Genomic DNA, 24,425 nt, shown 5'->3' on the forward strand with positions numbered 1-24,425 from the left:
TGCCGTGAGAGTTGGGTCGCTGTGACAGACCTGGCCCCCGCCACAATCCCAAGTAACCCAACGCCCATGACCGGAGACACTTCATGACCGTAATCAACACCAACATTTCCGCGCTGCAAGCTGCCAACGCCTCGAACCGCGCCAGCATGATGGAAGGGTCGGCGATGCAGCAGCTGTCGACCGGGCTGAAGATCAACAGCGCCGCCGACAATGCCGCGGGCCTGGCGATCACCAACTCGATGACCTCGCAGATCAAAGGCATGACGCAGGCCGTGCAGAACTCGAACGACGGCATCGCCCTGGCGCAGACCGCCGGCGGGGGCTTGAGCGAAGTGACCAACATGCTGCAGCGCATCCGCGAGCTGGCCGTGCAGTCGAGCTCGGGCACATACCAGGCATCGGATCGCACCTCGATGCAGGTCGAAGTGTCGAACCTGACGCAGCAGATGTCCTCGATCCTCAACACCACGCAGTTCAACGGCGTGAACGTGTTCAGCGTGACTTCTGGCGCGCCTGCCGCCGACGGTTCGCAGGACAAGAAGTTCACGATCCAGACCGGCGCAAATTCGTCGGCGCTTGCCGGCAACACCGTGGTGATCGATTCGGCCGCGTTCAACGGCACCGCGTTCTTCGGCGCGGGCAACACGTCGTACAGCGCAGCCAGCGGCACGACGCAGTCGCTCGACGTCTCGACGCAGACCGCAGCGGCCAGCACGATCACCAATGTCGATACCGCACTGACCGAAGTCAACGCGACGCAGGCGTCGCTGGGCGCTTCGCAGAACCGGTTGACGTCGGTGGTGAACAACCTGAACACCAACATCACCAACCTGTCATCGGCGCGCAGCCAGATCCAGGATACCGATTACTCGGCCTCCACGACACAGCTCGCCAAATCGCAGATCCTGGCGCAAGCCTCGACCGCGATGCTCGCCCAGGCCAACCAGAGCCAGCAGAACGTGCTCAGCCTGCTGAAATAAGGTCACCCTCCGGCCCGGTCGCGCGCCTCGACCGCGCGGCCGGATACCACCCCCCCGCTGTCCGGCGCTGCCGGGCAGCGGGGTTTTTTTGTGGGTTAAATACCCGAGTTCCTTTCCCCCCTCCCCTTCAGGGGAGGGGCCGGGGGTGGGGCCTCTCGGCTACAATCCCACGTCGCGATGGTCCCATAAGCGTTGGCGAGCGGGGCGCGGCCCCACCCCAACCCCTCCCCTGAAGGGGAGGGGCTATATTGCATCGCATCAGGAACGGCGGATTTGGAGGAAAGCGGACGTTAAAAATAAGGATTGGCGCTCAACCGTTGCGATACCCACCATATATTACCGGAGCGATCGCGCACGCCTCCCTGTCGGTCCCCGTAGGGCATATCCGCCGCGTCCATTATCTTCTCAGCGCCCGCTGTCAGCGCCCGCTCCATCGAAGCGTCGGCATCATCTACGTAAAGGTAGAAGGCTGCTGAACTGGGAGGAAACTCATCCGACGCTTCGCTTATCATGATCGTCGCGGTATCAAATTTCATCTGGCAGTTGGCGATGCGTCCGTTGGGAGCCGTGCTTCTCCCGATTTCTATTGCGCCAAACGCTGCTTCAAGGAAGCGAACGTAAGCGTCGCCGCCTTCTACGAAAATGTATGGCGTCACCACCGCAAACCCGTCTGGAACGTGCATACCACCCCTCCTGCGGAACGCGAACAGGATGCGCCTGTCGGCTTACGGGCGCAACGCACAATTCCGGTCATTCGATCCCGTCTTCTCGGGCCGCGAATTTGTCCAGGCGGCACGACCGCCAAGTCGTATCCAGTGGCGGGTACGCTGACCGGTTTGGCATGGGCCTCTATCCGTCCCACACCCGCGGCGCACACGAAAAAATGCCCGACGATCTCGCGATCATCGGGCACTCGTAATCGTGTCCCGCCGGAACGTGGCGCGTCCTACGGATCCATCAGCAGGATCGACATCCGCCGGTTGCGCGGGTCGCTGGGGTTGGCCGGGATCAGCGGTTCCTGGTCTGCGACGCCTTCGATGCGGCGGAAGCGTTTTTCCGCGACGCCCGAATGCATCAGCGCCTGGCGGGTGGTTTCGGCGCGGCCGGCGGACAGCGACCAGTTGTTGGCGGGGTCGCCCGGGCGCCATTGCAGCGCGTCGGTGTGGCCGCGCACGGTCAGCCCGCCGGGTTCGGGCGCGATCGTCTCGGCGATCGTCCTGATCAGGTCGGATGCCTGTGTGGTCAGCACGGTGGTGCCGAGCAGAAACATCGAGAAATCCGAATCGTCCATCAGGTCGAGACGGATGCCTTCGGGAGTCATCGTCAGGTGGACCTGCTTGGCCAGTTTTTTCAAGGTCGCCTTGGCGGCCAGTTTCTCCTGCAGCTTCTTTTCGAGCTGCGCGGTGCGCTTGGCTTTCGATCCGCCATCCTTGGGCCCGCCGGTCATGTCGCGCGGAATGGTGAGCGTCTTGGTGCCGGTCTGGCCCGCGCGATGCTGATAGGTATCGGCATCGGTCAGCGACGATCCGCCGAGCAGGCCGTACGATCCGGCGCTGCCCTGGCGGGTCTTGACCAGCGTGGGGGTGAAGTAGTCGGCGATGCCCTTGCGCTGTTTTTCGCTGGTTGCGCCCAGCAGCCACATCAGCAGGAAGAACGCCATCATCGCGGTCACGAAGTCGGCATAGGCGACCTTCCACGCGCCACCATGATGCCCACCAGCGACGATGGTGATCTTTTTGACGATGATCGGCGCAGGGATAACCTGGGGTTTGGGCTTGGCCATGCTTAATTACCGCCCATTTTCATTTACCACCCATGATTACTTGCCACGCAGCGCGTCGAGCAGTTCCGACAAGCCGGGACGGAACGCATGGCCCAGGCCCGACCGCGCGCTTTCGACGACCAGCGGTTGCGGCCAGCCGTGGAGCGAGGCGATCATCACCTGCTTGACCGCCTGGAAGATCATCTCGTCCTGGTCGAGCACCTGTTTCAGCCGGCCCGCGAGCGGCGCGACGATGCCATAGGCCAGCAGCACGCCCATGAACGTGCCGACCAGCGCCGACCCGATCATCGCGCCCAGGATCGAGGGCGGTTTGTCGATCGAGCCCATTGTCTTGACCACGCCGAGCACGGCGGCGACGATGCCCAGCGCCGGCAGCGCGTCGGCCAGGCCCTGCAACGCGTGATGCGCCTCGGCGCCTTCGTGGAAATGCGTTTTCATCGCGTGGTCCATCACGTCTTCGACCGCGTGGACTTCCAGCGTGCCCGAGCTGACCACGATCAGCGTCAGCGTGTCGCAGATCAGCGCGACCAGCGCCTTGTGGCTGGCGATCTTGGGAAATTCGGCAAATATCGGCGAATTGGCGGGGTCGGTCACATGCGCTTCCAGCGCGACCGGGCCATCGCTGCGCAGGATCTTCATCAGGCGCGTGCACAGCACGATCGCGTCGATATGGTCCTGCTTCGAATGCTTGGGCCCCTTGAACACTTTGCCAAGGCCAGCGCCCAGGCCTTTGAGCTCGTGCAGCGAATTGCCGGTGATCGTCGCGCCCAGCGCCGCGCCACCGATGATCAGCATTTCGTGCGGGATGGCTTCCATCACCGGGCCGAGCGCACCGCCGGTAAAGGCGAAACCGCCAAACACCATGACGAGCAGAACGACGATGCCCAGACCTGCGTACATATTGTATCTCGCCCCCTAAACCGCGCTCAGTTGCCGATGACGTTGAACAGCGAGAGCGAGGACAGCCGCACGAAACACGACTGGCTGGCCTGAAGCGCGGTGGTCAGCTGTTGCAGCCGGATCGCGGCAGACGAAATGTCGGTGTCGCCGATCGATTTCTCGGCAGTGGCGCGCGCTGTGCCTTGCGCGGTCAGGTTCTGCGTGTTGAGCGCGATCCACGATTCGCGCGCGCCGATCACGGTCTGCGCGGTGGTTACCGCATCCAGCCCGTTGGACAGCGTGGCCAGCCCGTTCGACGCAGCGGTCTGCGCTGCAGTGCCGCCAGCCTTCAGCGCGGTGGCGAGCGCGCCGATCGCGTCCATCACGTTCGTGGAGTTGCCATCGGCATCGGTGATATTGAAGATTTCGGGCCCGGTCAGGCTGGTCTGCACGCTTTGCCCGCCGCCGATCCCCAGTGTCTGCGACGTGGCCGCGCCGCCATAGACCGCCTTGCCGCTGGCGTCGGTGGTATAGGCGCTGCCGCTGACTCCGCCGCCGAACAGCGCATTGCCGTTCGAATCGGTGGTGTTGGCCAGGCTGATCATGTCGGCCTGGATCTGCGCCATCTGCGTGCCGATCGCGGCGCGGTCGGTATCGGACAGGGTGCCGTTCGCCGCCTGCGTGGCCAGCGTTCTTGCCGTGTTCATGTCGTTGACCATCGTGGTCATCGTCGCATCGGCCAGTTGCAGCGTGCTGGTCGCCTTGTTGGCGGTGGTGGTATCCACGGCCGCAGTCGCGTCCGCCAGTTGCAGCATGCGCATCTGCGCGGCGGCCTCGGGATTTTCCGACGCGGCCGCGTACTGGTTGCCGGTGCTGATCGACTGGTTGACCGCATTGGCCTGCGCCTGCAGCGACGACAGTTGCTGCGTGGCGGTGGAATAGAACGCGGCTGTGCTGGTCGCGGTGGAAATCGTCATGGCGTGGTCCTCTCTGCCTGTTGGGGCTGCCTGTTGCGGCTACCGATCAGGCGGTCAGGTTGAGAATGCTGTCGAAAATGGTGCTGGCGGTCTGCATGACTTTGCTCGACGCCTGGAAAGCCTGCTGAAACTTGACGAGGTTGATCGCCTCGCTGTTCAGGTCGACGCCGGCCTGCGCGGACAGGCTCGACGATGCGGCCGTCGACAGCGTCTGCAGCGTGGCCTGCGTCGTGGTCGCGCTTTGCACCGATCCCGAAATGTCGGTCAGGATGGCGTTCATCGTTTCCGACGGATCGAGCGTGGCGAGCGCGCCCTGCATCGCGGTCAGGTTGGTCGCATCGGTACTGCCCGCCGCCGAGCCGGCGGCGGCGGTCGCGATCGCGCTGCCTTTGCTGGTCGTCATGGCGAGCGTCGCTGCCGTCGTACCCGAAAACAGGGCTGTGCCCGTGGCGCCGGTCAGGTCGGCGCCATTGGCCTGCTGCGTGTTGACCGTGGTGGCGATCGACGACGCCAGGCTGTCGAGATTGGTGCCGATCTGGCCCAGCTTGGTCAGCGCGGCCTGGTTGCCCGCGATCGACCCGCCGCCCAGCGTGACGGCGGCATTGCCCACTGTCAGCGCTACGGTGCCGTCGCTGTTGGTCGTCGCGGTCAGCGTGTTGGTGCTGCTGCCGGTGACAAGCGGCGGACCGCTGACGCCGCCGATGTTGATATTGACGCTGCCGTCGGCCTGGAACGTCGTGGCGATATTGGCGTATTGGCTCACCTGATCGAGCAAACTGTCGCGCTGGTCCAGCAGGCTCGCGCGGTCGCTGGTGGTGACATCGCCGGCGCTCGATGCGGCTTGCGCTGCTGTCGCCGACAGCTGCGTGTTGATCGTCGCCAGTTGCGATGTCAGCGTGTTGACCTGCCTGACGCCGTCGTAACCTGCGCCCTGCAATCCGGCCTGCGCGGCCGACAGGCCTTGCGCTGCGATCTGGAACGAGCCTGCCATTGTCGTGCCGTTCTGGATGACTGTGGCGCGCAGCGAGGTGTCGGCAGGATTTTGCGCGAGAAGTTTCAGCGAATTGGTGAATGTGCCGATCGCGGTGAACACGCCTGAATCCTCGACGGCGGTTTCGACACCGGTCAGGCCTGCAACCGTCGCGGTCGCCTGCGCGGTGTCGGACCCGGTGCGGCGCGCCTCTGATTGCAGGAAGCTGTCGGCATTGCGCACGACACCCGACACGATGACGCCCGACAGCGACACGTCGTTGGCCGTGCTCCAGGTGCCGGGCGAGGCCAGTTCGGTCATGCTGGCGCTGCGCCGGACATAGCCCGCGGTCGACGCGTTGGCGATGTTCTGCCCGGTGATGTCGAGCGCGATTTCGGCGGCTTTCGCCCCGCTGGAGGCGATCGAGAGCAGATTGCTGGTCATGGTTTTGCGCCTGTTGCCGGGATTGCCGGCGAGCCTTTGCCCGCCAGCTGGTCTTCGATCTGTTTCGCCAGGCCCAGCGTGCCGCTGTGCGCAGTGATGTCGGCGAATTTCTCGTCGCGCATCGCGGTGAACGTGTCGTGGCCCTGGTCGCTGCCCCACAGCGTATCGCCGAAATTGTCCTTGCGCGCCGAGGCCAGCATCTGGCGCACGAAGATCGCCTCGAACCCCTGTGCCGCCTGTTTCAGGCGCGGGTCGAGCGGCTTTGCTGCTGCGCTGGCGCCTGCGGCGGCGATGGGCGAAATCGTCGTCATATCACTTCCATTTCCGCCTTGAGCGATCCGGCCTGCTTCAGCGCTTCGAGAATGGCGACGAGATCGGACGGGCTGACGCCCAGCTTGTTCAGCGCATCGACGAGCGAGGCGAGCGAGGCGCCGGGTTTGAACAGCGCGACGTGGCCATCGCCTTCGCTTAGCGAAATCGCGCTGCTGGGGGTGATCGCGGTTTTGCCCTGGCTGAAGGGGCCGGGCTGCGACACGTGCTGTTTCTCGTCGATCCGCACGACCAGCTTGCCGTGGCTGATCGCTGCCGGCGTCAGGCGCACCGCGCTGTTGATCACGACCGTGCCGGTGCGGCTGTTGACGATGACTTTGGCCTGCGCTTCGCCCGGTGTCAGCTCGAGCATTTCGATCGACGCCATCAGGCTGGCGCGGCGGTCGGCGCCGGCGGGCAGTTTCAGCGCGAGCGTCACGCCATCCTCGACTTTTGCGGTATCGGGGTATTTGCCGTTGATCGCATCGCGCACGCGCGACGCGGTGAGGAAATCAGCCTGGAACAGGTTCCAGCGCAAGGTGTCGCCATGATCGAACCCGGTTTCGACCGCGCGTTCGACCGTGGCCCCGTCGGCGATGCGGCCCACGGTCGGCACATTGACCGTCAGTTGCGATCCATCCTTGGCCGTGATGCCAAGACCCCCGACCGCCAGGTTGCCCTGCGCCATCGCATAGATTTGCCCATCGGCGCCGACCAGCGGGCTCAGGATCAAAGCCCCGCCGCGCAGAGACTTGGCCTTGCCGATCGTGCTCACGGTCACGTCGATGCGCTGGCCCGGTTTGGAAAACGCCGGCAGGTCGGCGGTGATCATCACGGCGGCGGCATTCTTCAGCCCCGGCTGCACGCCCGGCGGCAATTGCAGGCCGAGCCGCCCCGACACGCCGCGCATGGCCTGCGTGACGTATTCCAGCGTATCGTCGCCGGTGCCGGGCAAGCCGACAACGACGCCGTATCCGGTCAGCTGGTTGGTTCGGATGCCCTGGAACGAGCCGAGGTCGCGGATGCGATCGGCCTGCGCGGGCGGCGCCAGGACCACGGCGCACGCGAGGCCTGCCAGCAGAGCCAGGCGTTGCACGATGGCGCGAAAGGGGAAGGGCGTGATCATGGCAAAAGTCCCGCAATGGTCAGAAAGGGTTGATGACGCTGAAGAACCGGGCGAGCCAGCCGGGGCGGCTGGCGCGCCCGATCGATCCGTTGCCGGTATAGACGACGCGCGCATCGGCGAGCTGGCCCGACTGGATCGTGTTGTTCTGATCGATATCCGCGATCCGCACGATGCCCGAAATCTGGACCCATTCCTCACCCTGGCTGAGCAGCAGGCGCTTTTCTCCTTTTACAAAAACCGTGCCGTTGCGGCGGACTTCGGCGATCGTCACGGAAACTTCGCCGCCAAGCTGGCTCGTTTCCGAAGCGTTGCCCGAACCATTGAACGCCGAAGCGCCTGAAGCATTAAGGGCAGCAGGGTTGAATATGATCGGGCCGGCGGTTGGGGGTGTTACGCTGTAGCTGCCGCTCTTGGTGATCTTGCCGCCCGCCTGCTTGGTCGTGCTGATGTTTTCGACCAGCTGGATCGTCAGCAGATCGCCGACCGAATGCGCGCGCGGGCCCTCGACGAGCCCGGCATAGCCTGCGTTGACATTGAAGATCGCACCGTTCGCTGCGGGCGGCGGGATCGCCACCGGCAGCGTGGGTTCGAAGCCTTTTTTCGGCTGGGTCGCGTGCGCCAGGCCAGGCGACAGCACTATCACAAGAAGCCCGCAGATCAGGCTCAAGACCTGCGCGCGTCCTTCGACAGGCTCAGGATGAACGGATGTTTTGGTGTTGGGCAAAACCTTGGGAATGTGAGCGTTGCGCATCACGAAAGGCTCTGATTGGCGTTCTTGAGCATGTCGTCGACGGCGCTGATGACTTTTGAATTCACTTCATAGGCGCGCTGGCATTCGATCATGTCGACCAGTTCGGTCACGACGCTGACGTTGGATTGTTCGAGGAAGTTCTGGCGGATCGTGCCGTGCCCGGTCGCGCCGGCAGCGCCGACTTGCGGCGCGCCGCTGCCTGCGGTTTCCTTGAAGAAATTGTCGCTGGCGGTCTGCAATGCGGCGGGGTTGGCAAAGGTGGCGGTGGTGATCTGGCCCAGCGTGCTGGAGGCTGTCGCGCCCGGCAACACCGCTGACACAGTGCCGTCCTGGCCGATCGTGATCGCGGTGGCGCCTTGCGGAATGGTCAGCTGCGGCTGCAACGGATAGCCTTGCGAGGTGACCACCAGCCCTTCGGCAGAGGTCGTGAAATTGCCCGCGCGGGTATAGCTGAGCGAGCCATCGGGCAGCGTGACCTGAAAATATCCGTCGCCGCTGATCGCCATGTCGAGCCCGTTGCCGGTCGCCTGCAGCGTGCCCTGGCTGGTGTCGGTGCTGGTCGATTGCAGCGCGACACCGGTGCCCAGGTTGACCCCGGTGGCATAGGCGGTCTGGCCCGACGATTGTTCGCCGGCGACGCGCCCGTCCTGATAGGCGAGCGTTGCGAAATTGGCGCGGTCGCGCTTGAACCCGGTGGTGCTGACGTTGGCCAGGTTGTTCGCGATGACCTGCATCCGCGTATCCTGGGCCTGAAGCCCGGTGCGTGCGACATAAAGAGCCGATGATGGCATGACGGGATACTCCGTTGAACGTCAGGAATGGAAGGAAATCAGCCGGGAAGACCCATCAGCGCGGTCGATTTTTCGTCATCGTCCTTCGCCGTGGCCACCATGCGCGTGCGCATGTCGAACAGGCGTTGCGCCGAGACCATGTCGACGAGCACTTGCGTGGCGTTGACATTGGATTTTTCGAGCGTGGCACCGATGACTTTGGCATTGTCATCGGCAGGCAGCACCCCGCCACCGACGACGCGGAATTGCCCGTCGAGCCCTTTCTCTATTTGGGTTCCGGTCGTGCTCGCCAGTTTCAGCTTGCCGATCGCCTCGGCCAGGCCGCTCTGCTGCGCCGGGTCGCTTGCCAGCACGCTGCCGTCGGGCGCGATCCTGACGGTGTTGCCCGGCGGCACGGTGATCGGCCCGCTGTCCGACAGGACGGGCAGGCCGTCGCCATTGACCAGCGTGCCGTTGACGTCGATCGACAGGTCGCCGCGCCGCGTATAGGCCTCATCTCCATTCGCCGCCTGCACCGCCAGCATCGTGTCGCCGGTCATCGCCACGTCGAGCGGATTGCCGGTGGGCATCAACTCGCCCTGCCGGCTGCTGGACCCGCGCACTTGCGCATCGCTCATCGCGCGCGCCTCCAGCCCGGTGCCCTTGATCGTGGTGGGCGACGTCACGAGCATTTCGGCCCGAAACCCGGTGGTCTGCGCGTTGGCCATGTTGTTGGCGATGACCCGTTGCTGGGTCATCGACGCATTCAGGCCGGAATAGGCGGTATAGATCAGGTGGTCCACGGCGCGTCCGATCACTGATGCAGATTGATGATATTCTCGACCGTGGTGGTGTTGGCGTCGATCGCCTTGGAGTTGGCCTCGAAATACTGCTGGGCGGTGATCAGGTCGACGAGCTGGGTCGACAGGTCGACGTTGGATTCTTCCAGCGCGCCCGAGCGCAGCGTGCCATAGGTGCCGGTCGCGGGCTGGCCATAGACGGGCTGGCCCGACAGGCCGGTCGCGGTGTAATCCTGGTCGCCGTTCTGCAGCAGGCCGTCGGGCGAGATGAACGAAGCCAGCGCGATCGTGCCGACAGGCGTGCTGCCGCCATCCGAATACGACGCGCTGACGACGCCCGATGCCGAAACCGTGACGCCGGCGAATGCGGCGCCGGTCGAATCGGTCGTGGCGACGATGGCATCGCCCGGTGTGCTCGATCCGGACGTTGTAACTTGCAGGCGGTTGCCGTTGGTATCGACGATATAGCTGTTGCCGGTGGCTGCCGCATTGGTCGAATCAAGCGAAAAATTGCCGTTGCGGGTATACGCTGTCTGCGTTGTGATCGGCGATTTGACCGCGAAGAACCCTTGGCCGCTGATTTCAAGATCGAGCGCGGAACCGGTCGTCTCGACCGCACCCTGGCTGAAATCCTGCTCGATCTGCGCCACGGCCGAACCGATGCCGACGACCTCCTTGGGATTGGTGTAGGCGCTGGTGGCGACCAGGTTGGCGAACTGGACCGTGCTCTGCTTGAACCCGGTGGTGTCGGCGTTGGAAATGTTGTTGGCGATCACGTTGAGATTGGTCTGAGCGTTCTGCAGCCCGGTGAGGGATGTGGCGTAGGACATGGGGTGTTCTCCGGTGGTGGTGCGTGGTGTTTTCTTCTCCCCTCCCCTTCAGGGGAGGGGCCGGGGGTGGGGCCTTTCGGCTACAACCCACGATTGCATGGACGTGATGGACGTCGGCGAGTGGGGAGAGGCCCCACCCCAACCCCTCCCCTGAAGGGGAGGGGCTTTAGGAAAGGTATCAGGCGCTGACGCCGGTGGTGCCGGTCACGCTGCTGATCTGGCCCGAAATCGTGTTCAGATCGGTGTTGGTCTGGTTGACCCCGGCCAACGTCGAAAACTGCGCCAGCTGGGCCAGCATCTGCGCGTTGTCCGTCGGGGCGGTCGGGTCCTGGTTGGCCAACTGCGTTGTCAGCAGCTTCATGAAATCGGCCTCGTTCAGATTGCTGTAGGCATTGGTCGAGCTTGTCGGCGTGGAACCGGTGGGCGGTGTGATGCTGGAAATCGCGGTCATGACGTTTTCATCCTCATCGTATCGAGCGTGAGCTGCTTGGCGGTTTGCAGGGCCTCGACCACGTTCTGGTACTGGCGCGAGGCTTCGGACATTTCGATCATCTCGGCATTTTCATCGACGCCCGATGTCCAGGTGTCGCCGTTGGCATCGGCCAGCGGATTGTCGGGATCGTGCTGGCGCACCGGCGCCGCATTGGATTGGTACACGCCCTGGACCTTGACGGTGGCAAGGCCGGTGGTCTGGTCGAGCACGGTGGCAAACACCGGGCGCAATGCGCGGTATGCGGTTTGCGCGCTGCCCGCGACGGTGCCGGCATTGGCCATGTTCGAAGCCGCCGCGTTCATGCGCACGAGTTGCGCAGACATCGCGCGCGCGGATGCGTCGAACAGTGTCAGCGGGCGGGGCGTGTGGGACATCGTTCTATTCCCCCTTCAGCGCGCGGCTGACGGTATTGACGCGGTCCTGGATCATGTTGAGCGTCGCTTCGTAGCCGATTGCGTTTTCGGCAAAGGCGGTCTGCTCGGTCGCCATCTCGACAGTGTTGCCGTCGAGCGCGGGCATGACCGGCACGCGGTATTGCGTTGCGCCGCCGACCGCCTGGGTCGCGCTGGCGCCTTGCGCCATGGCCTTGAGCGCACCACCGAAATCGATGTCGCGCGCCTTGTAGCCGGGGGTGCCGGCATTGGCGATGTTGGACGTCAACAGCCCCAGCCGCTGCGACCGCAGCTCCAGTGCCATGCCGTGAATACCAAACAGGGCGTCGCCCATAGCGTCTCGTGCCTCCTCGCCAGTGTGCGATGCGACAGGATCAGCAAGGTGCGTGCCAAATCGGGCGAACGCGGCTTTTGCATGCGATTGGACGAAAGCCTTGGCCGGCGCATCCGGCAAGCCTTTGCCGCTTTGCCGGATGACCGGCAAATCTTTGCATTCATTGGAAAAAAGATGAAAACGCGCGGTGAATTGCCGTTCTGACATGCGCCCGGGAGCCGCGCGCTTCTGTCACACAGGACCAAGGCGCTTCATGCTTGCCCATCTGTTCGATCCCGTTCCGGCCGCCATCGTCATTGGCGGCACGCTGCTGGCCACTGCCTTGCGCGCCGGACGTGCCGATCTGCGTCAGACCGGCGTGTGCCTGGCCGCGCTGTGCCGCCGCCGGTTCGATGCCGAACGGATGCGCCAGGACCTGGTGCCGCTGGCCAATGACATCCGCACCGACGGCGTGTTCCGCACACCCGCGCGGAATACCGGTGACCGGGCGCTCGACGGGGCGATCAAGGCGATGGTCGATGGACATTCGGCCACGATGCTGATGATGCACCATACGGCCGAGCGCAAGAAACGCCTGGGCCGCGCGCAACGCGCTGCGATCACGCTGGCACAGGCGGCCGACCTGGCGCCGGTGTTCGGCCTGGCGGGCACGCTGATCTCGCTGGCCGGATTGTCGGGCAGCGGCATTGCGCGCGCGATGTTTCTTGCTGCGATTTCGCAATCGGTGCTGGCGACGCTGTATGGCCTGTTGCTCGCCAATATCCTGCTCGCGCCGCTGGCGCGCGCGATCGAGCGCCATGCCGAGCGCGAGGAACTGGTGCGGCAGGAGCTGATCGACTGGATCGCGGCGCAATTTGCCGCGGTTGCGCCGCGCTTGCGGCGCGGGACCCACGCCGCATGATCGCCCGGATGGCCAGCACCGGCTGGCAGACGATCCTGGCCGATCTGTCGCTGATCCTGTTCATGGTCACCGCGTCCGCGCTGGCCAACGCGCCCGACGGTCCGCTGGCGCCTGCAGGCGATCCCCTTCCGGCCTCGCATCCGGGCGCGCCGGGGCCTGCGCCAAAACCTGCACCGATCGCGGCGCTGGTGCATGCCGAACCGATCGGTGTCTGGCGCGCCGCTGCGGGCGCGCCGCCGCTGGGACAATGGCTGCATGACGTCGCGCGCGATCCGCGCCTACGGCTGACGATTACCGTGCATTATCCGCCCGATGCGGGGCCTGCCTTGCGCAAGGCCGCGCTGGCGCAGGCGCTGCACCTCGATGCGGCGGCGGGCGCGCATGCCGCCGATGCGCGCGTCGTGGTCGAGCCGGGCCTGCCCGCCGGCGCCAGTGCGATGCTCGGCTATGACGCGGATGGCACGCAGATTGCTTATCCAGGACCATGACCATGAAATTTTCCCTCTCGCTGTGTATCGCGGGCCTGCTGGCGCAAGCTCCACACGCCCATGCCCAGGCTCTGGCCCCGGGGCTGCACGATCCGGGCGCGATCGATCGTGCAGTCGCGAGCTTTACCGGGCAGCCGATCGGTGCGCCGGGCGGGGCTGCACGGCCGATCGACCGGCGCCTGCGGCTGGGCGCGTGCGCTGCGCCGCTCGCGCTGTCGTGGCGCGGCGAAGCCCATGCCAGCATCCTGGTCGAATGTCCTGATGCGGGCGGCTGGCACCTGTTTGTCGCGCTGGCCACCGGCGCCCGGCAAACCGCTGCCGCGCCGGTGATCGAGCGCGGGCAGTCGGTGACCGTCGCGCTGACCGGCGACGGATTTTCCGTCACGCAATCGGGCGAAGCGCTTGAAAACGGGGCAATCGATGCCTGGATCCGGGTGCGCACGGTGGCCAAGGGCGAACCGTTGCAGGCGCGTGTGGTACGCCCCGGTTTTGTCGAGGTGCCGGTCGAATAAGGCGACGAATTGCAGCCCGACCGGCAGATTTTTTCCGCCGGGCTTAAACGGGTGGCAACACAGCCGTACTTGACGATACATTCTTCGCAAGGGAGCGAACCATGGCATCGTTAGACATCGGAGCAAACCTCCCGGTCAGCGCGGTTCAGTCCAGTACCGTGCAGCCCGCAATCCAGCCGGCGGCAACACCACAAGTTGCGCCAATACCCACCGAGGCGACCGTTATCGCCGCATCCAGCGCCGCGCCCCAGGTCAAGACGAGCCTGAGCGTCGAAGCAGGGGCAGTCACGGTCGACCACACCCGGGTCGACGAGATACGCAAGGCCATCCAGAGCGGCAATTACCCGCTGGTCCCCGCCAAGATCGGCGACGCCATGGTGGCCGCCGGTTTGATGTTGCGAAAGACGAGCTGATGGGTTTTGCATTCCACGCAGAAACGCTTGATGGCACGGCGGCCGGCCCGGATCCGGCCGGCCCGTTGCATCCGTTCGATCTGCGCGAAGTGCTGCGGCAGATGCTTGCCGTGCTCGAAGACGAACGGCAGGCGCTTGCCGGGCTCGATGTGGATGGCATCGTCGGAAGCGCGGTGCGCAAGGGCGTGCTGTGCGGCCGGCTGGACAAGACCACGGCCGATGACGTGACCGACGAATGCCGCGGGCTCGTCGATGCGGCGCGGCGGCTGAATGAGACCAACCGCAAGGTGCGCAATCTGATCGCGGCCAATGTCGCCACGCGGCTCGACGCGCTGACCGGGCAGCCTGCGCTGTACCGTGCGCAGACGGATGCCGCGCGGGTGCGGCGCCTGCGCTGAATGATCCTGCCCCCTTGGGGGAGGATGCGATTGGCACGGCTTTTGCTGAACACCTGACAATGGCGCAGTCCGCGCTTGTCACAGGGGTGTTTCCAGCTTGCCCGACGCAGCTCTTCCCAATTCTCTCGCCCCTGCTGTCGGGTCGTTGCCCGCACAGATGCCGGTGCAGACCGCGATAGCGCGGGCAGCGTCTGCCACCGGAGTCGATTTTACCTATCTGCTGGCACAGGCGCGGATCGAATCCGGGCTCGATCCTTCGGCCCGGGCGCGCACGTCGAGCGCGCGGGGATTGTACCAGTTTACCGGATCGACCTGGTTGCGCACGCTCGAACGCCATGGCGGCGAGCTGGGTTTCGATGCCACTGCCGCCGGGGCGGACCCGGCGGGGCGCGCGCAATTGCTGGCGCTGCGCGGGGACCCGCAGCTTTCGGCGCTGATGGCGGGAGCATTGGCCAACGACAATTGCGGCTATCTTTACAACGTACTGGGTCGCGATCCCGACAATGCCGAGCTGTATCTTGCGCATTTTCTCGGGCCAGAAGCAGCGGGCAAGTTCCTGGGCGCGCTGTCGTCCGATCCCTCGCAAAGCGCGGCCGCGTTGTTGCCCAAGGCGGCGGGCGCCAATCACGCGATCTTCTTTGCCGGATCGGCCCCGCGCAGCGTGGGCGAAGTGATGGACCTGTTGCGCACCAAATTCGACGCCGCCATGCAGAGCACCGCGCCCGAACCGCATATGAGCATCAGCGGCGGATATTTGCCGCTGGCGGCAGGCGCGCCTGCCGCATCGCCCCGTCCGGCCGGTGGCCCGCTGGCGCAGGAGTTCGCGGCCGCCGCGCCGCTCGCACAAAGCTCGATGGCCGATACGCTCGCCTCTGCCTTCGGCACAGGCGGCGATGCGATGCCGGCCAATGTCCGCGCCGCCTATGGCCAGATCCGGGCGCTTGGGCTGTAATGCTGAAACTGTTCGGCAATGTGGGCGCGCTGGCGCTGCCTGCGGGGATCCTGACGCTGATCGCGTTGATGGTCGTCCCGATCCCGGCGTTCATGCTCGATGTGTTTTTCGTGTTCAACATCGCGCTTTCGGTGGCGGTGCTGATGGCGGCGATGAATGCGGAAAAACCACTCGATTTCTCGTCGTTTCCATCCGTCCTGCTGTTTGCCACGCTGCTGCGCCTGGCGCTCAATGTCGCATCGACGCGTGTCGTGCTGGTGCATGGCCATACCGGTGGCGCAGCGGCGGGCCGCGTGATCGAAAGCTTTGGCGCGTTCCTGATCGGCGGCAATTTCGCGGTCGGGCTGTTCGTGTTTGCGATCCTGATGATCATCAACATGGTCGTGGTGACCAAGGGCGCGGGGCGTGTGTCCGAAGTGTCCGCCCGCTTCACGCTCGATGCCCTGCCCGGCAAGCAGATGGCGATCGACGCCGATCTGGGCGCCGGGCTGATCAACGCGCAGGAGGCCAAGCAGCGCCGGCGCGATGTCGCCACCGAAGCCGATTTCTACGGTTCGATGGATGGCGCCAGCAAATTCGTCAAAGGCGATGCGATCGCCGCCGTGCTGATCCTGGGGGTGAATATCATCGCCGGGTTTTGCCTGGGTATGCTCAGCCACGGGCTGACCGCGGCCGATGCGGCGCAGAAATACGTGACATTGGCGGTCGGCGATGCGCTCGTCGCGCAAGTGCCGTCGTTGCTGCTGTCGATCGCGGCGGCGGTGATCGTCACGCGCGTGGCCGACAGCCGCAATCTGTCGGGGCAGATCGGCGGGCAATTTGCCAGCCCCTCGACCTGGCTGCCGGTCGCGGTGATCCTGACCGCGATCGGGATGATCCCGGCGATGCCGCAATCGGTGTTCCTGCCTGCCGCCGGCCTGTCGGGCTGGCTGTGGTGGAACCTGAAGAAGCGCGCCGCGCGCCAGAAAATTGCCGATACGCCAGAGGCCGAAGCCGCGGCCGACCCCGCGCGCATCACGCTGGAGGATGTGTCGGACCATACGCTGGTGACGATCGAGCTTGGCTATGGCCTGGTGCATCTGGTCGATACCAAGCGCGGATCGCCGCTGGTCGCGCGGATTACCGGGGTGCGCAAGCAACTGAGCCAGGCCTGCGGGTTTATCGTGCCGCAGTTTCGCGTGCGCGATTCGCTGGAGCTGCCGCCCAACCAGTACCGCATCCTGCTGGGCGGGGTGGCGATTGGCGGCGCGACCGTACAGCCCGAGCGGATCCTGGCGATCAACGCAGGCGAGGCCAATGACTTCCACACGATGCGCGGCGAACGGACCACCGACCCCAGCTTCGGCTGCCCCGCGCTGTGGATCGACCCCGCCAGCCGCGACACCGCGATTGCCGAGGGGTTCCTGACGGTCGATGCCGGCACCGTGATTGCAACGCATCTCAACCAGCTGCTTGGCGAACGGCCGCAGGCGATGCTCGGGCCCGACGAGGTGCGCGCGATTCTTGAAGGTGTGCGCACCCGCGCGGCGGGCCTGGTCGAAACGATCCACCCCAACCCGTTGTCGCTGGGCGCGATCACCCGCGTGTTGCGCGCCTTGCTCGAAGACGGCGTGGGCATCGGCCATCCGCTCCCTATTCTGGCCGCACTCGGCCAGGCGGTGCAGCAGACCACCGAGCACGAGCGGCTGATCGATCTGGTCCGCGCCGAACTCGGCCCGATGATGGTGGGCAAAGTGTGCAGCCCGCACGATCGCCTGCCGGTGATCACGCTGGAGGCCGGGCTGGAGGCGATGATCGTCAATGGCATGCAGGATCCCGTATCCGGCCTGCCGGTGATCGAACCGGATCTGGCACGCGGCCTTGGCGAACGTATCGCAGCGATGATTACCGAGCGCGGCGCCGGCGCGATTCCGCCCGCGCTGATCGTGCAGCCGCGTGCGCGGCGCACATTGTCGGCGGCCTTGCGGTTTCGCGCGCCGGCCTGCCTCGTCCTGTCGATTTCCGAACTGCCGCAAAGCCAGCCGATCGAAGTGATCGCGGTAATCGGCGGAGAGGCAAATTCCCCGGCGCCCCCAATTCCGGCGCTCACCGATCAATCTGCCCGTTCCGGCCGGGGGGCCGGATCCGGCCAGGCATTACCCGAAGGACTTGCCGCATGAATATGCAAATGCGCAGTTTGGGCGCGGCGCGCGCGTATCGCGACGATACCGCCGATCGCATCCGCCGTTTCCTGCCGATGGTCCGCCGGCTGGCGTGGCACGCGCATGGCTCTGGCCGCGCGGGGATCGAGGTCGACGACCTGATCCAGTCGGGCCTCGTCGCGCTGACCGAATGCGCGCAGAAACACAACGGCCAGACCGAGGACGGCTTTGCCGCCTATGCCAAATTGCGCGTGCGCGGCGCCATGGTCGATCTGATCCGGCGCACGTCGCCGATGTCGCGATCGGCCTCGGACCGGCGCCGTACGTTGCGCGATCAGACCGAAAGCCTGGCCGCCGTGCTGGGCCGGCAACCGACCGAAAGCGAGTTGGCCGAAGCGATGGGCGTGACGCTCGGCGATCTGGGCGACTTGCGCGCGGCGTCCGAACCGTTGCGGTTCGAACCGATCGACGATGCCTATTCGGACAGCTCGATGGCCTTTGCCGACGACCGCCCCGACAGCTTTGCGCAGATTGCCGACCAGGAGACCCGCCATACCGTGGCCGAAGCGATCGGCGCGCTGCCCGAGCGGTTGCAGATGGTCGTGCAATTGTATTTCGTCGAGGAGCTGAACCTGGCCGAAATCGCAGCCGTGCTCGAAGTCAGCGTGCCGCGCGTGCACCAGTTGAAGGCGCAGGCGCTCGACCGGTTGCGCGGTAGTCTGGGGAGCGAATACGAGATTGTGTAGAATGGAGCATTCGCGCTCATGGTGAGCGGCCGATGGTGTCGTTCTTCCCCCTGCCCTTCAGGGGAAGGGCCAAAAGGTCAGGATTTTGGCGCGTTGATGATCGGGTCGCCGAGTTTCAGCTGCTTGCCGTCGGTGATGATCACGCGGTCGCCCACTTGCGCCTTGGCGAACAGTTTGGCGGCGAAGCCGTTGGGGACGCCGATGCAGCCGTTGGTGGCGTAGCCGCGTTCGACTTTGCTGCTGTGGATCGACACGCCATCGTTGGTCAGGCGCATCATGTAGGGCATCGGCACGTTGAAGATGTTCGAGATATGGTGTTCGTCTTTTTGCGTGATCGGAAATACGCCGAGTGGTGTCTTCTTGTCGCCATAGCCTTTGAGGATCGCGGTCGCGCCGACTTCGTGGCCGTTTTCGAACACCGACAGCACACGCGCGGTCAGGTCGACCGTGACCACCAGCGGGCCGGGTTCGTCCTTTGATTCGTCCCAGTAATATTTGCCGAAAGGGATCGCGCCGGAGATCGGCAGGATCGAGCGCACCACGAACGGGCCATCCATCGCCGTGTGGGGCGGGGCTGGGGTCAGGACGGCGGCCGGTTGCAGCGCTTCGGTCGGACTTGCTGCCGGCCGGGGTATGGTGGCGCTGGCCTGGATCATCGCTGCCGGATGCGCCGGCGCGTGCGCGGGCAGCACCAGCCCGGCGACATCCTTCAGAACGTGCATCGCCATGTCGAGCGACAGCACAGCCACCGCCGCGCCGACGGCCAGCAGCGGCCAGCGGCGTTTCGTCCATTTGCGCCACCCGGGCGGCAAAGCCCACATCTTTGCGAACCCCTTGAGAGCGTTATTGCCGGATCATAGCCGCACGGCAGGTGCCGATTGGTTGATCCTCGCGGTTAACGCGCGGTTATCTTCGCGTCCTTTACACCCAGCCAGGTCAGCCGGCGCCACACCATTTCAAACGGTCCTTGGGCATGGGTCGTCAGCCAGCGCTGCGGCCAGGCGAGCATCGCGAGCCAGCCCAGCGGGATGAACAGCGGCAGATAACCGCGCGGTAACCATGCCGCGAGGCCAAGGCCCCAGCCCGAAAACAGCGCGGTCATCACGATCGTCGTGCCCAGGTAATTGGTAAAGGCGGTGCGCCCCGCCGCCGCCAGCGCAAGCCCGATGCGCGTATGGCAAACCAGCGGCCAGGACAGCATCAGCGCCGCGCCATAGCCCAGCGCCATCATCAGATGCGGCAGCGCGGTCAGCGTCTGGATCACGCCGAACATCGCGCGCGGTGGAAAATCGCGGGCTGCGATCCACCACGCCAGCGCCACAGTCATCGCGCCGCCCAGGCCGATGCCCAGCCCCGCCATCCATGCCAGCGTGCGCCGGCGCCACGCGCCGGTCCACAGCCCGGCGCGATGCAACCCCATGCCGATCAGCATCAGCGGCAGCGTTTCGGTAAAGGTCGCTCCGGTGGTCTGCAGCGGCAGCCACGGCGCGGTGGCCAGCCGCAGGCGGATCGCGGCGAAAAACGGCGCAATCAGGATCGCGTGGTCCTCGGCCAGCGACCGCGCGATGCGGGCCATCATCGCGGCCTCGTCCGCGCGATCGGTTGGCAGGGCCAGGGCCCCTGTCAGGACCGCGTGTTCGGCGATGATGCCCTGCACTGCGCCGATCGCGTCGAGCCCATGGCTGAGCCCGAACAGCATGAGCCCCATGCTGATCAGCATGGCGGCCGGCATGCGGCACAGCAGCAGTGCAGCCAGCCCGCACAGCGCATAGGGAAACAGGATATCACCCCACCACAGCAACAGATAATGCGCATAGCCGAACAGCAGCAACCAGCCCAGCCGCCGCGCCTGCATCCCCGGGCCCCATGCGCCGCGTGCATCGGCGGCGTTGATGAACAGCAGCATGCTTGCGCCGAACAGCAGCGTGAACAGCGCGCGCATCTTGCCCTCGAACAGCACGAACGCGATCAGGAACCACGCATCGCCACCCGGTTCCGCGCGCGGCAGATGCGGGCTGAAACCGGCCAATGTCGGGCCCCAGAACCCGGTCACATTGATCGTCAGGATGCCGAGCAGCGCGACCCCGCGCACAAAATCGATCGCGGCAATTCTGGGCTGCCTGGCCTTAACGATTGACGACAACGCACGTCAGGCCCGCGGCTTTGAGCGAGGCGCAGGCCGCCTTGGCACTGTCCTGCGAATAGCCGCCCGCCATCAGGCGCGAAATGCCGGTGCCCGCATCGATGCGCGCGTGCCCTGCGATTTCGGGCCGCCCGCGGACTTTGGCCCACAGCCCGTCGGCATTGGCTTTCTGGCCAAATGCGCCAAGCTGCAGGCGCCAGTCGCCGCCGCTGTCGTGGCGCATGGCCGGCGCGGCGACGGGGGTGGGAGCACCAGGGGCCGTCACGGGTGCCAGTTTCATGGGCTTGGTTGCAGCCGGGCGCGCCGCGACGACAGGGCGGGCCGGCATCGTGACCGGCTGCGCATAGGCGGCGCCGGCGGTTGCGGGGCCGGCCAGTGCCATCGTCGATGGGGCCTGCGCAACACGCGGGCTCGGGCCGGCGGGTGCTGCGGATGCGGCCGCAACCGGCGCGGCGGCGCCCAGATCGGCGGCGCCCATTTCGCGCGAGCGGTTGGCGGCGGCCTTGCGGTCCAGTTCTTCGGCCATCGCCACGCCCTGCTGGCGCTGTTCCAGCGGGATGCCGTCGTTCATTGCCGCGAGGCTGCTTTGCGCCTGTTGCAGCCCGGTGGCGGCAGCGCGGGTCATCAAGGCATAGGCGCGCACGACATCTTTCGGCGCGTAATCGCCGTTATAGGCGGCGATGCCCAGGATATACATCGCGCGGGGTTCACCCCGGTCGGCCGCGGCGTTCAGCCAGGGCAGCGCTTCGGACTGGCGGCTGGTCTGGAACAGCAGGATGCCGTAATTGTCCGCGGCGCGAACGTGGCCCTTCTGCGCGGCGCGGCGGTAATAATCCTCGGCCTTGCCCATGTCGCGCGGCACGCCCCGGCCCAATTTGTAGGCCTGGCCCATGTTGAACATCGCGTCGGCATCGCCCTTGTTCGCGGGGATCTGCCATTGCTGCACGGCGGTGTCGTAATCGCCGCGGCTCCACGCATCGACGCCTTCCTTGACGTCGGCCTGCGCCGGGCCTGCCACCATCAACCCAAGCAGAACGGCCGCGCCAATGCTCCGCGCCGCCAGTGCCAATCCCGCCAGTGCCAATCCCGTATGCCCCGCCGAATACCCCATCACGAATACGCCCCTGATCGTCCGAAACCCGATTTTGCCGATCCGTAAACGAATCTGTGTCATTCGTCATGGTCCTAAAGGCCAAACGCGCACCGTAGAGCGCCATATTCAGCAATAAATGGCCCTGTGGTGCTTGGCGGGGGAGCGAATCGGTCGTTTTGCCCGGCAGGCCCGCGCATTCGAAACTTCGTTAACCAAAATTTTAGACCGATCTGGAATACTTCTTACCGAGACTGTCCCGGGGTCTTTGCGGGAACCGGGATTTGACGACTCGTTTTGACAGGATCGGGGAACTGTTGTGCGCGTACTGGCACTGGCATCGCAAAAAGGAGGCGCGGGCAAGACAACCTTGTCCGGCCACCTGGCCGTGCAGGCGCAGCGCGCCGGGGCAGGACCGGTCGTGCTTGTCGACATCGATCCGCAGGGCTCGCTGACCGAATGGTGGAACGAGCGCGAGGCAGACTATCCCGCGCTTGCGCAGACCAGCGTCGCGCGGCTGGCAACCGATCTGGCGTTGTTGCGCAGCCAGGGTTTCAAACTGGCGGTGATCGACACCCCGCCGGCGATCACGCTGGCGATCCAGGCGGTAATCCAGGTTTCCGAACTCGTCGTCATCCCGACCCGGCCCAGCCCGCATGACTTGCGCGCAGTGGGCGCCACGGTCGAATTGTGCGACCGCGCGGGCAAGCCGCTGATTTTTGTCGTAAACGCCGCCACGCCCAATGCCCGCATCACCAGCGAAGCCGCTGTCGCGCTGAGCCAGCATGGCACGGTTGCGCCGGTGATCATGCATCACCGCACCGATTTTGCCGCGTCGATGATCGATGGCCGCACCGTGATGGAGGTCGATCCCGGCGGCAAGTCCGCGCGCGAAATGGCCGAGCTGTGGACGTATGTATCCGAACGGCTGGAAAAGAACTTTCGCCGCACGGTGTTTGCCGTGCCGCACGGACAAGGCGCGGGCGGCCCGTCCCGGCCGTCCGGCAGCGCACGGCCAGCCGCAGCGGGCTTTGGCCGCCGCATGGTCGGATCATGACAGGCAGCGGGCCCAAACCGATGGCCTCGCTCGGGTCCAGCCTGCTCGGCCGTCGTGCCGGCGGGCGGCGCGTGCCGCTGTCGTTTGCGCCCATCGATGCGGACGTGCCCGACGCGGCCATTCCCGAAGTCCTGCGCCAGATCGAGCGGCTGACAGTGGCGCTGGGGATCGGCACGCACGAACCGCAGCCCGGCGCCAAACAGCGTATCGCGTGCACCGTGCGGCTCGATGCCACCCGCCACGCGCGTATGCGCGAAATCGCCAACGCCCGCGCGACCAGTGCGCAACGCGTGCTGGTCGACGCGCTCGATCACTATCTCGATGCAACCTCAACGCCGAGTACACTTGCGACACCATCGTCGCGCGCGCCTCGTTCGACCGGAAACCAGCCATGACCGTCAGCCACGCTTCCTTTCGTCTTTCGCGTTTCGCCCGCGGTGCCGTTCTGGCAACCGGGGCAACCGCGGCCATGCTCGTCAGCGGATGCGCCAGCGCGCCGCACCCGGAAAAGCTGGCCGAGCAGGCGCGCGACGCGATGCACAAGGGCAACAACGGCAAGGCGATCGCGTTGTCCGAACAGGCCGTGCATGCCGATGGGCGCAATGCGGGGCTGCGGCTGATGCTGGCCAATGCCTACCTGCGCGGGGGCCGGTTCGAATCCGCACGTTCTGCCTATTCCGATGCCATCGCATTGGGCGACGACAGCAGCCGCGCCGCGCTTGGCCTGGCGCTGGCGGATCTGGCGCTGGGGCACAACCGCGCTGCGCTCGACACGCTGAACACGTATAGCGATGTCATCCCCGCCGCCGATCTGGGACTGGCGTTGGTCATGACCGGGCAGAACGAACGCGGGCTGACCGTGCTGACCACTGCGGTGCGTAACGGCAAGGCCGGCCCCAAAGTGCGGCAGAACCTGGCCTATGGCTATGCGCTGTCGGGCTTCTGGGCCGAAGCGCGCGTGATGGCCGGACAAGACATTCCCGCCAACCAGGTCGATGCCCGGCTGGAATCCTGGGCCGCGATGATTCGGCCCGAAGATGGCCGCCGCCGCGTGGCCACCATGGTCGGTGCGCCGTTGGTCGGCGACACGGGTCAGCCCGAAGCCCTGGCACTGGCCCATTTCCCAGCGCCCGCCGGACAAGCAACCCCCCTTGCGAAAACCGCGCCGGTTCAGGCCGCTGCGGCCGAACTGGCGCCGGTGCAGCCGGCACAAGTCGCAACCGTGCAGACACCGACGGCATCGGGCGCGCTCGCGCGGATCGATCTGCCCGAATCGCGTCCGGCTGCGGCCTTGCCGGTTGGGGTGCATGTCACGGACCGGGCAGATATGATGCCTGCACCGCGCCAGAACGTTGCCCGCGCCGCAAAGACCAGGGTCGCTGTGGCCATGCCCGTGAAAGGCCTGGGCACGCATGTCGTCCAGATCGGCGCATACAACAGCGATGAATCGGCGCATCGCGCATGGCAGCATATCCTGGCGCGCAATCCCGCACTGGCCGGGCACCCCAGCCTGGTGACCAAGGTCAACGTTCGCGGCCATGATTTCTGGCGCTTGCAGGCAGCCGGTTTCGGCGCGCAAGCCACGGCAACATCGGCATGCGGTTCGTGGCGTAAGCGTGGTGGCGCGTGTTTCGTGATGGCGATCAATGTTGCTGGCCAGGTCAGCGGCGTGCAGACGGCAACGGCGCAGCCGGCGGTGCACGCGCCGGTGCGGCTGAGCATGAATGCCGCGCCCAAGCGCTGAAA

29 protein-coding genes are annotated in these 24,425 nt (G+C 65.7%); 12 read left to right on the forward strand and 17 right to left on the reverse strand.

All coding sequences use genetic code 11. The features are described 5' to 3' along the window. Positions 1-83: 83 nt before the first annotated feature. Positions 84-980, forward strand: coding sequence for a flagellin (locus ACOOE2_RS02745; RefSeq protein ID WP_420381495.1), 897 nt, complete (start codon positions 84-86; stop codon positions 978-980). A 290-nt stretch (positions 981-1,270) separates the two neighbouring features. On the opposite strand, the gene ACOOE2_RS02750 is transcribed toward ACOOE2_RS02745, so the two are convergent. The 14 genes from ACOOE2_RS02750 to flgB all read right to left on the reverse strand — a co-directional run bounded on the left by ACOOE2_RS02750 (position 1,271) and on the right by flgB (position 11,838). After that, the gene (locus ACOOE2_RS02750) at positions 1,271-1,663 is read right to left on the reverse strand and encodes a VOC family protein (RefSeq protein ID WP_420381496.1); all 393 of its coding nucleotides are present in this window, start codon (positions 1,661-1,663) and stop codon (positions 1,271-1,273) included. 263 nt (positions 1,664-1,926) lie between these two features. Then, positions 1,927-2,763: a flagellar motor protein MotB gene (locus tag ACOOE2_RS02755; protein WP_420381497.1), complete on the reverse strand. Its 837-nt coding sequence runs from the start codon at positions 2,761-2,763 to the stop codon at positions 1,927-1,929. A gap of 36 nt (positions 2,764-2,799) precedes the next feature. Next, entirely contained in the window at positions 2,800-3,663 is an 864-nt protein-coding gene (gene motA, locus ACOOE2_RS02760) for a flagellar motor stator protein MotA (RefSeq protein WP_420381498.1), read from the reverse strand. 26 nt (positions 3,664-3,689) lie between these two features. Next, a complete protein-coding gene (locus ACOOE2_RS02765) occupies positions 3,690-4,619 on the reverse strand; it encodes a flagellin (RefSeq protein WP_420381499.1) in 930 nt (309 codons plus the stop codon). A gap of 46 nt (positions 4,620-4,665) precedes the next feature. Continuing rightward, complete coding sequence (flgK, locus tag ACOOE2_RS02770; RefSeq protein ID WP_420381500.1) at positions 4,666-6,033, reverse strand: flagellar hook-associated protein FlgK; 1,368 nt, start codon at positions 6,031-6,033, stop codon at positions 4,666-4,668. Further along, the gene (locus ACOOE2_RS02775) at positions 6,030-6,344 is read right to left on the reverse strand and encodes a rod-binding protein (protein ID WP_420381501.1); all 315 of its coding nucleotides are present in this window, start codon (positions 6,342-6,344) and stop codon (positions 6,030-6,032) included. Before ACOOE2_RS02775 ends, flgK begins: the two co-directional genes overlap by 4 nt. Next, positions 6,341-7,468 (reverse strand): flagellar basal body P-ring protein FlgI, encoded by a 1,128-nt coding sequence (locus ACOOE2_RS02780; protein ID WP_420381502.1) that lies wholly within the window; start codon positions 7,466-7,468, stop codon positions 6,341-6,343. The genes ACOOE2_RS02775 and ACOOE2_RS02780 overlap by 4 nt, the downstream gene beginning before the upstream one ends. Positions 7,469-7,487: 19 nt before the next feature. Next, positions 7,488-8,135, reverse strand: coding sequence for a flagellar basal body L-ring protein FlgH (locus tag ACOOE2_RS02785; protein WP_420381503.1), 648 nt, complete (start codon positions 8,133-8,135; stop codon positions 7,488-7,490). An 83-nt stretch (positions 8,136-8,218) separates the two neighbouring features. Next, positions 8,219-9,010, reverse strand: a complete 792-nt coding sequence (flgG, locus tag ACOOE2_RS02790) for a flagellar basal-body rod protein FlgG (RefSeq protein ID WP_420381504.1) — start codon at positions 9,008-9,010, stop codon at positions 8,219-8,221. 38 nt (positions 9,011-9,048) lie between these two features. Continuing rightward, positions 9,049-9,792, reverse strand: a complete 744-nt coding sequence (locus ACOOE2_RS02795) for a flagellar basal body rod protein FlgF (RefSeq protein WP_420381505.1) — start codon at positions 9,790-9,792, stop codon at positions 9,049-9,051. Between the two features lie 11 nt (positions 9,793-9,803). Beyond that, positions 9,804-10,619: a flagellar hook-basal body protein gene (locus ACOOE2_RS02800; RefSeq protein WP_420381506.1), complete on the reverse strand. Its 816-nt coding sequence runs from the start codon at positions 10,617-10,619 to the stop codon at positions 9,804-9,806. Positions 10,620-10,797: 178 nt separating this feature from the next. Beyond that, on the reverse strand, positions 10,798-11,070 hold the full coding sequence (locus tag ACOOE2_RS02805) for a flagellar hook assembly protein FlgD (protein ID WP_420381507.1): 273 nt from the start codon (positions 11,068-11,070) through the stop codon (positions 10,798-10,800). Further along, on the reverse strand, positions 11,067-11,486 hold the full coding sequence (gene flgC, locus ACOOE2_RS02810; RefSeq protein WP_420381508.1) for a flagellar basal body rod protein FlgC: 420 nt from the start codon (positions 11,484-11,486) through the stop codon (positions 11,067-11,069). The genes ACOOE2_RS02805 and flgC overlap by 4 nt, the downstream gene beginning before the upstream one ends. Before the next feature lie 4 nt (positions 11,487-11,490). Next, positions 11,491-11,838: a flagellar basal body rod protein FlgB gene (gene flgB, locus ACOOE2_RS02815; protein WP_420381509.1), complete on the reverse strand. Its 348-nt coding sequence runs from the start codon at positions 11,836-11,838 to the stop codon at positions 11,491-11,493. A 253-nt stretch (positions 11,839-12,091) separates the two neighbouring features. Between flgB and ACOOE2_RS02820 the strand changes: the two genes are divergently transcribed. The 8 genes from ACOOE2_RS02820 to ACOOE2_RS02855 all read left to right on the forward strand — a co-directional run bounded on the left by ACOOE2_RS02820 (position 12,092) and on the right by ACOOE2_RS02855 (position 18,389). Next, positions 12,092-12,739, forward strand: coding sequence for a MotA/TolQ/ExbB proton channel family protein (locus ACOOE2_RS02820; RefSeq protein WP_420381510.1), 648 nt, complete (start codon positions 12,092-12,094; stop codon positions 12,737-12,739). Further along, entirely contained in the window at positions 12,736-13,227 is a 492-nt protein-coding gene (locus ACOOE2_RS02825; RefSeq protein WP_420381511.1) for a hypothetical protein, read from the forward strand. Before ACOOE2_RS02820 ends, ACOOE2_RS02825 begins: the two co-directional genes overlap by 4 nt. A 2-nt stretch (positions 13,228-13,229) precedes the next feature. Beyond that, positions 13,230-13,739: a flagella basal body P-ring formation protein FlgA gene (locus ACOOE2_RS02830; protein WP_420381512.1), complete on the forward strand. Its 510-nt coding sequence runs from the start codon at positions 13,230-13,232 to the stop codon at positions 13,737-13,739. A 101-nt stretch (positions 13,740-13,840) separates the two neighbouring features. Further along, a complete protein-coding gene (locus tag ACOOE2_RS02835; RefSeq protein WP_420381513.1) occupies positions 13,841-14,152 on the forward strand; it encodes a flagellar biosynthesis anti-sigma factor FlgM in 312 nt (103 codons plus the stop codon). Further along, the gene (locus ACOOE2_RS02840) at positions 14,152-14,550 is read left to right on the forward strand and encodes a flagellar protein FlgN (RefSeq protein WP_420381514.1); all 399 of its coding nucleotides are present in this window, start codon (positions 14,152-14,154) and stop codon (positions 14,548-14,550) included. The genes ACOOE2_RS02835 and ACOOE2_RS02840 overlap by 1 nt, the downstream gene beginning before the upstream one ends. Positions 14,551-14,647: 97 nt before the next feature. Then, positions 14,648-15,502: a lytic transglycosylase domain-containing protein gene (locus ACOOE2_RS02845; protein WP_420381515.1), complete on the forward strand. Its 855-nt coding sequence runs from the start codon at positions 14,648-14,650 to the stop codon at positions 15,500-15,502. After that, positions 15,502-17,661, forward strand: a complete 2,160-nt coding sequence (locus ACOOE2_RS02850) for a flagellar biosynthesis protein FlhA (RefSeq protein ID WP_420381516.1) — start codon at positions 15,502-15,504, stop codon at positions 17,659-17,661. The genes ACOOE2_RS02845 and ACOOE2_RS02850 overlap by 1 nt, the downstream gene beginning before the upstream one ends. Next, positions 17,658-18,389 (forward strand): sigma-70 family RNA polymerase sigma factor, encoded by a 732-nt coding sequence (locus ACOOE2_RS02855; protein ID WP_420381517.1) that lies wholly within the window; start codon positions 17,658-17,660, stop codon positions 18,387-18,389. The genes ACOOE2_RS02850 and ACOOE2_RS02855 overlap by 4 nt, the downstream gene beginning before the upstream one ends. 77 nt (positions 18,390-18,466) lie before the next feature. Here ACOOE2_RS02855 and ACOOE2_RS02860 read toward each other — a convergent pair whose 3' ends face one another. The 3 genes from ACOOE2_RS02860 to ACOOE2_RS02870 form a co-directional block, all read right to left on the reverse strand. Continuing rightward, positions 18,467-19,210 carry a L,D-transpeptidase family protein gene (locus ACOOE2_RS02860; RefSeq protein WP_420381518.1) on the reverse strand — a complete coding sequence of 248 codons (744 nt, stop codon included), beginning with the start codon at positions 19,208-19,210 and terminating at the stop codon, positions 18,467-18,469. Positions 19,211-19,284: 74 nt separating this feature from the next. After that, positions 19,285-20,532 carry a DUF418 domain-containing protein gene (locus tag ACOOE2_RS02865; RefSeq protein ID WP_420381519.1) on the reverse strand — a complete coding sequence of 416 codons (1,248 nt, stop codon included), beginning with the start codon at positions 20,530-20,532 and terminating at the stop codon, positions 19,285-19,287. Next, positions 20,516-21,706 carry an SPOR domain-containing protein gene (locus ACOOE2_RS02870; RefSeq protein WP_420381520.1) on the reverse strand — a complete coding sequence of 397 codons (1,191 nt, stop codon included), beginning with the start codon at positions 21,704-21,706 and terminating at the stop codon, positions 20,516-20,518. Before ACOOE2_RS02870 ends, ACOOE2_RS02865 begins: the two co-directional genes overlap by 17 nt. 235 nt (positions 21,707-21,941) lie before the next feature. Here ACOOE2_RS02870 and ACOOE2_RS02875 point away from each other — a divergent pair, with 235 nt between their 5' ends. Genes ACOOE2_RS02875 through ACOOE2_RS02885 form a run of 3 tightly spaced genes read left to right on the forward strand, consistent with a single transcriptional unit; the run spans position 21,942 to position 24,423 of the window. Continuing rightward, on the forward strand, positions 21,942-22,679 hold the full coding sequence (locus ACOOE2_RS02875; RefSeq protein WP_420381521.1) for an AAA family ATPase: 738 nt from the start codon (positions 21,942-21,944) through the stop codon (positions 22,677-22,679). Continuing rightward, positions 22,676-23,074: a hypothetical protein gene (locus ACOOE2_RS02880; RefSeq protein ID WP_420381522.1), complete on the forward strand. Its 399-nt coding sequence runs from the start codon at positions 22,676-22,678 to the stop codon at positions 23,072-23,074. The genes ACOOE2_RS02875 and ACOOE2_RS02880 overlap by 4 nt, the downstream gene beginning before the upstream one ends. Further along, complete coding sequence (locus tag ACOOE2_RS02885) at positions 23,071-24,423, forward strand: tetratricopeptide repeat protein (protein WP_420381523.1); 1,353 nt, start codon at positions 23,071-23,073, stop codon at positions 24,421-24,423. The genes ACOOE2_RS02880 and ACOOE2_RS02885 overlap by 4 nt, the downstream gene beginning before the upstream one ends. The last annotated feature ends 2 nt before the right edge of the window (positions 24,424-24,425 follow it).

The sequence above is a fragment of the Novosphingobium sp. genome (assembly GCF_965214355.1).
Lineage (GTDB): Bacteria > Pseudomonadota > Alphaproteobacteria > Sphingomonadales > Sphingomonadaceae > Novosphingobium.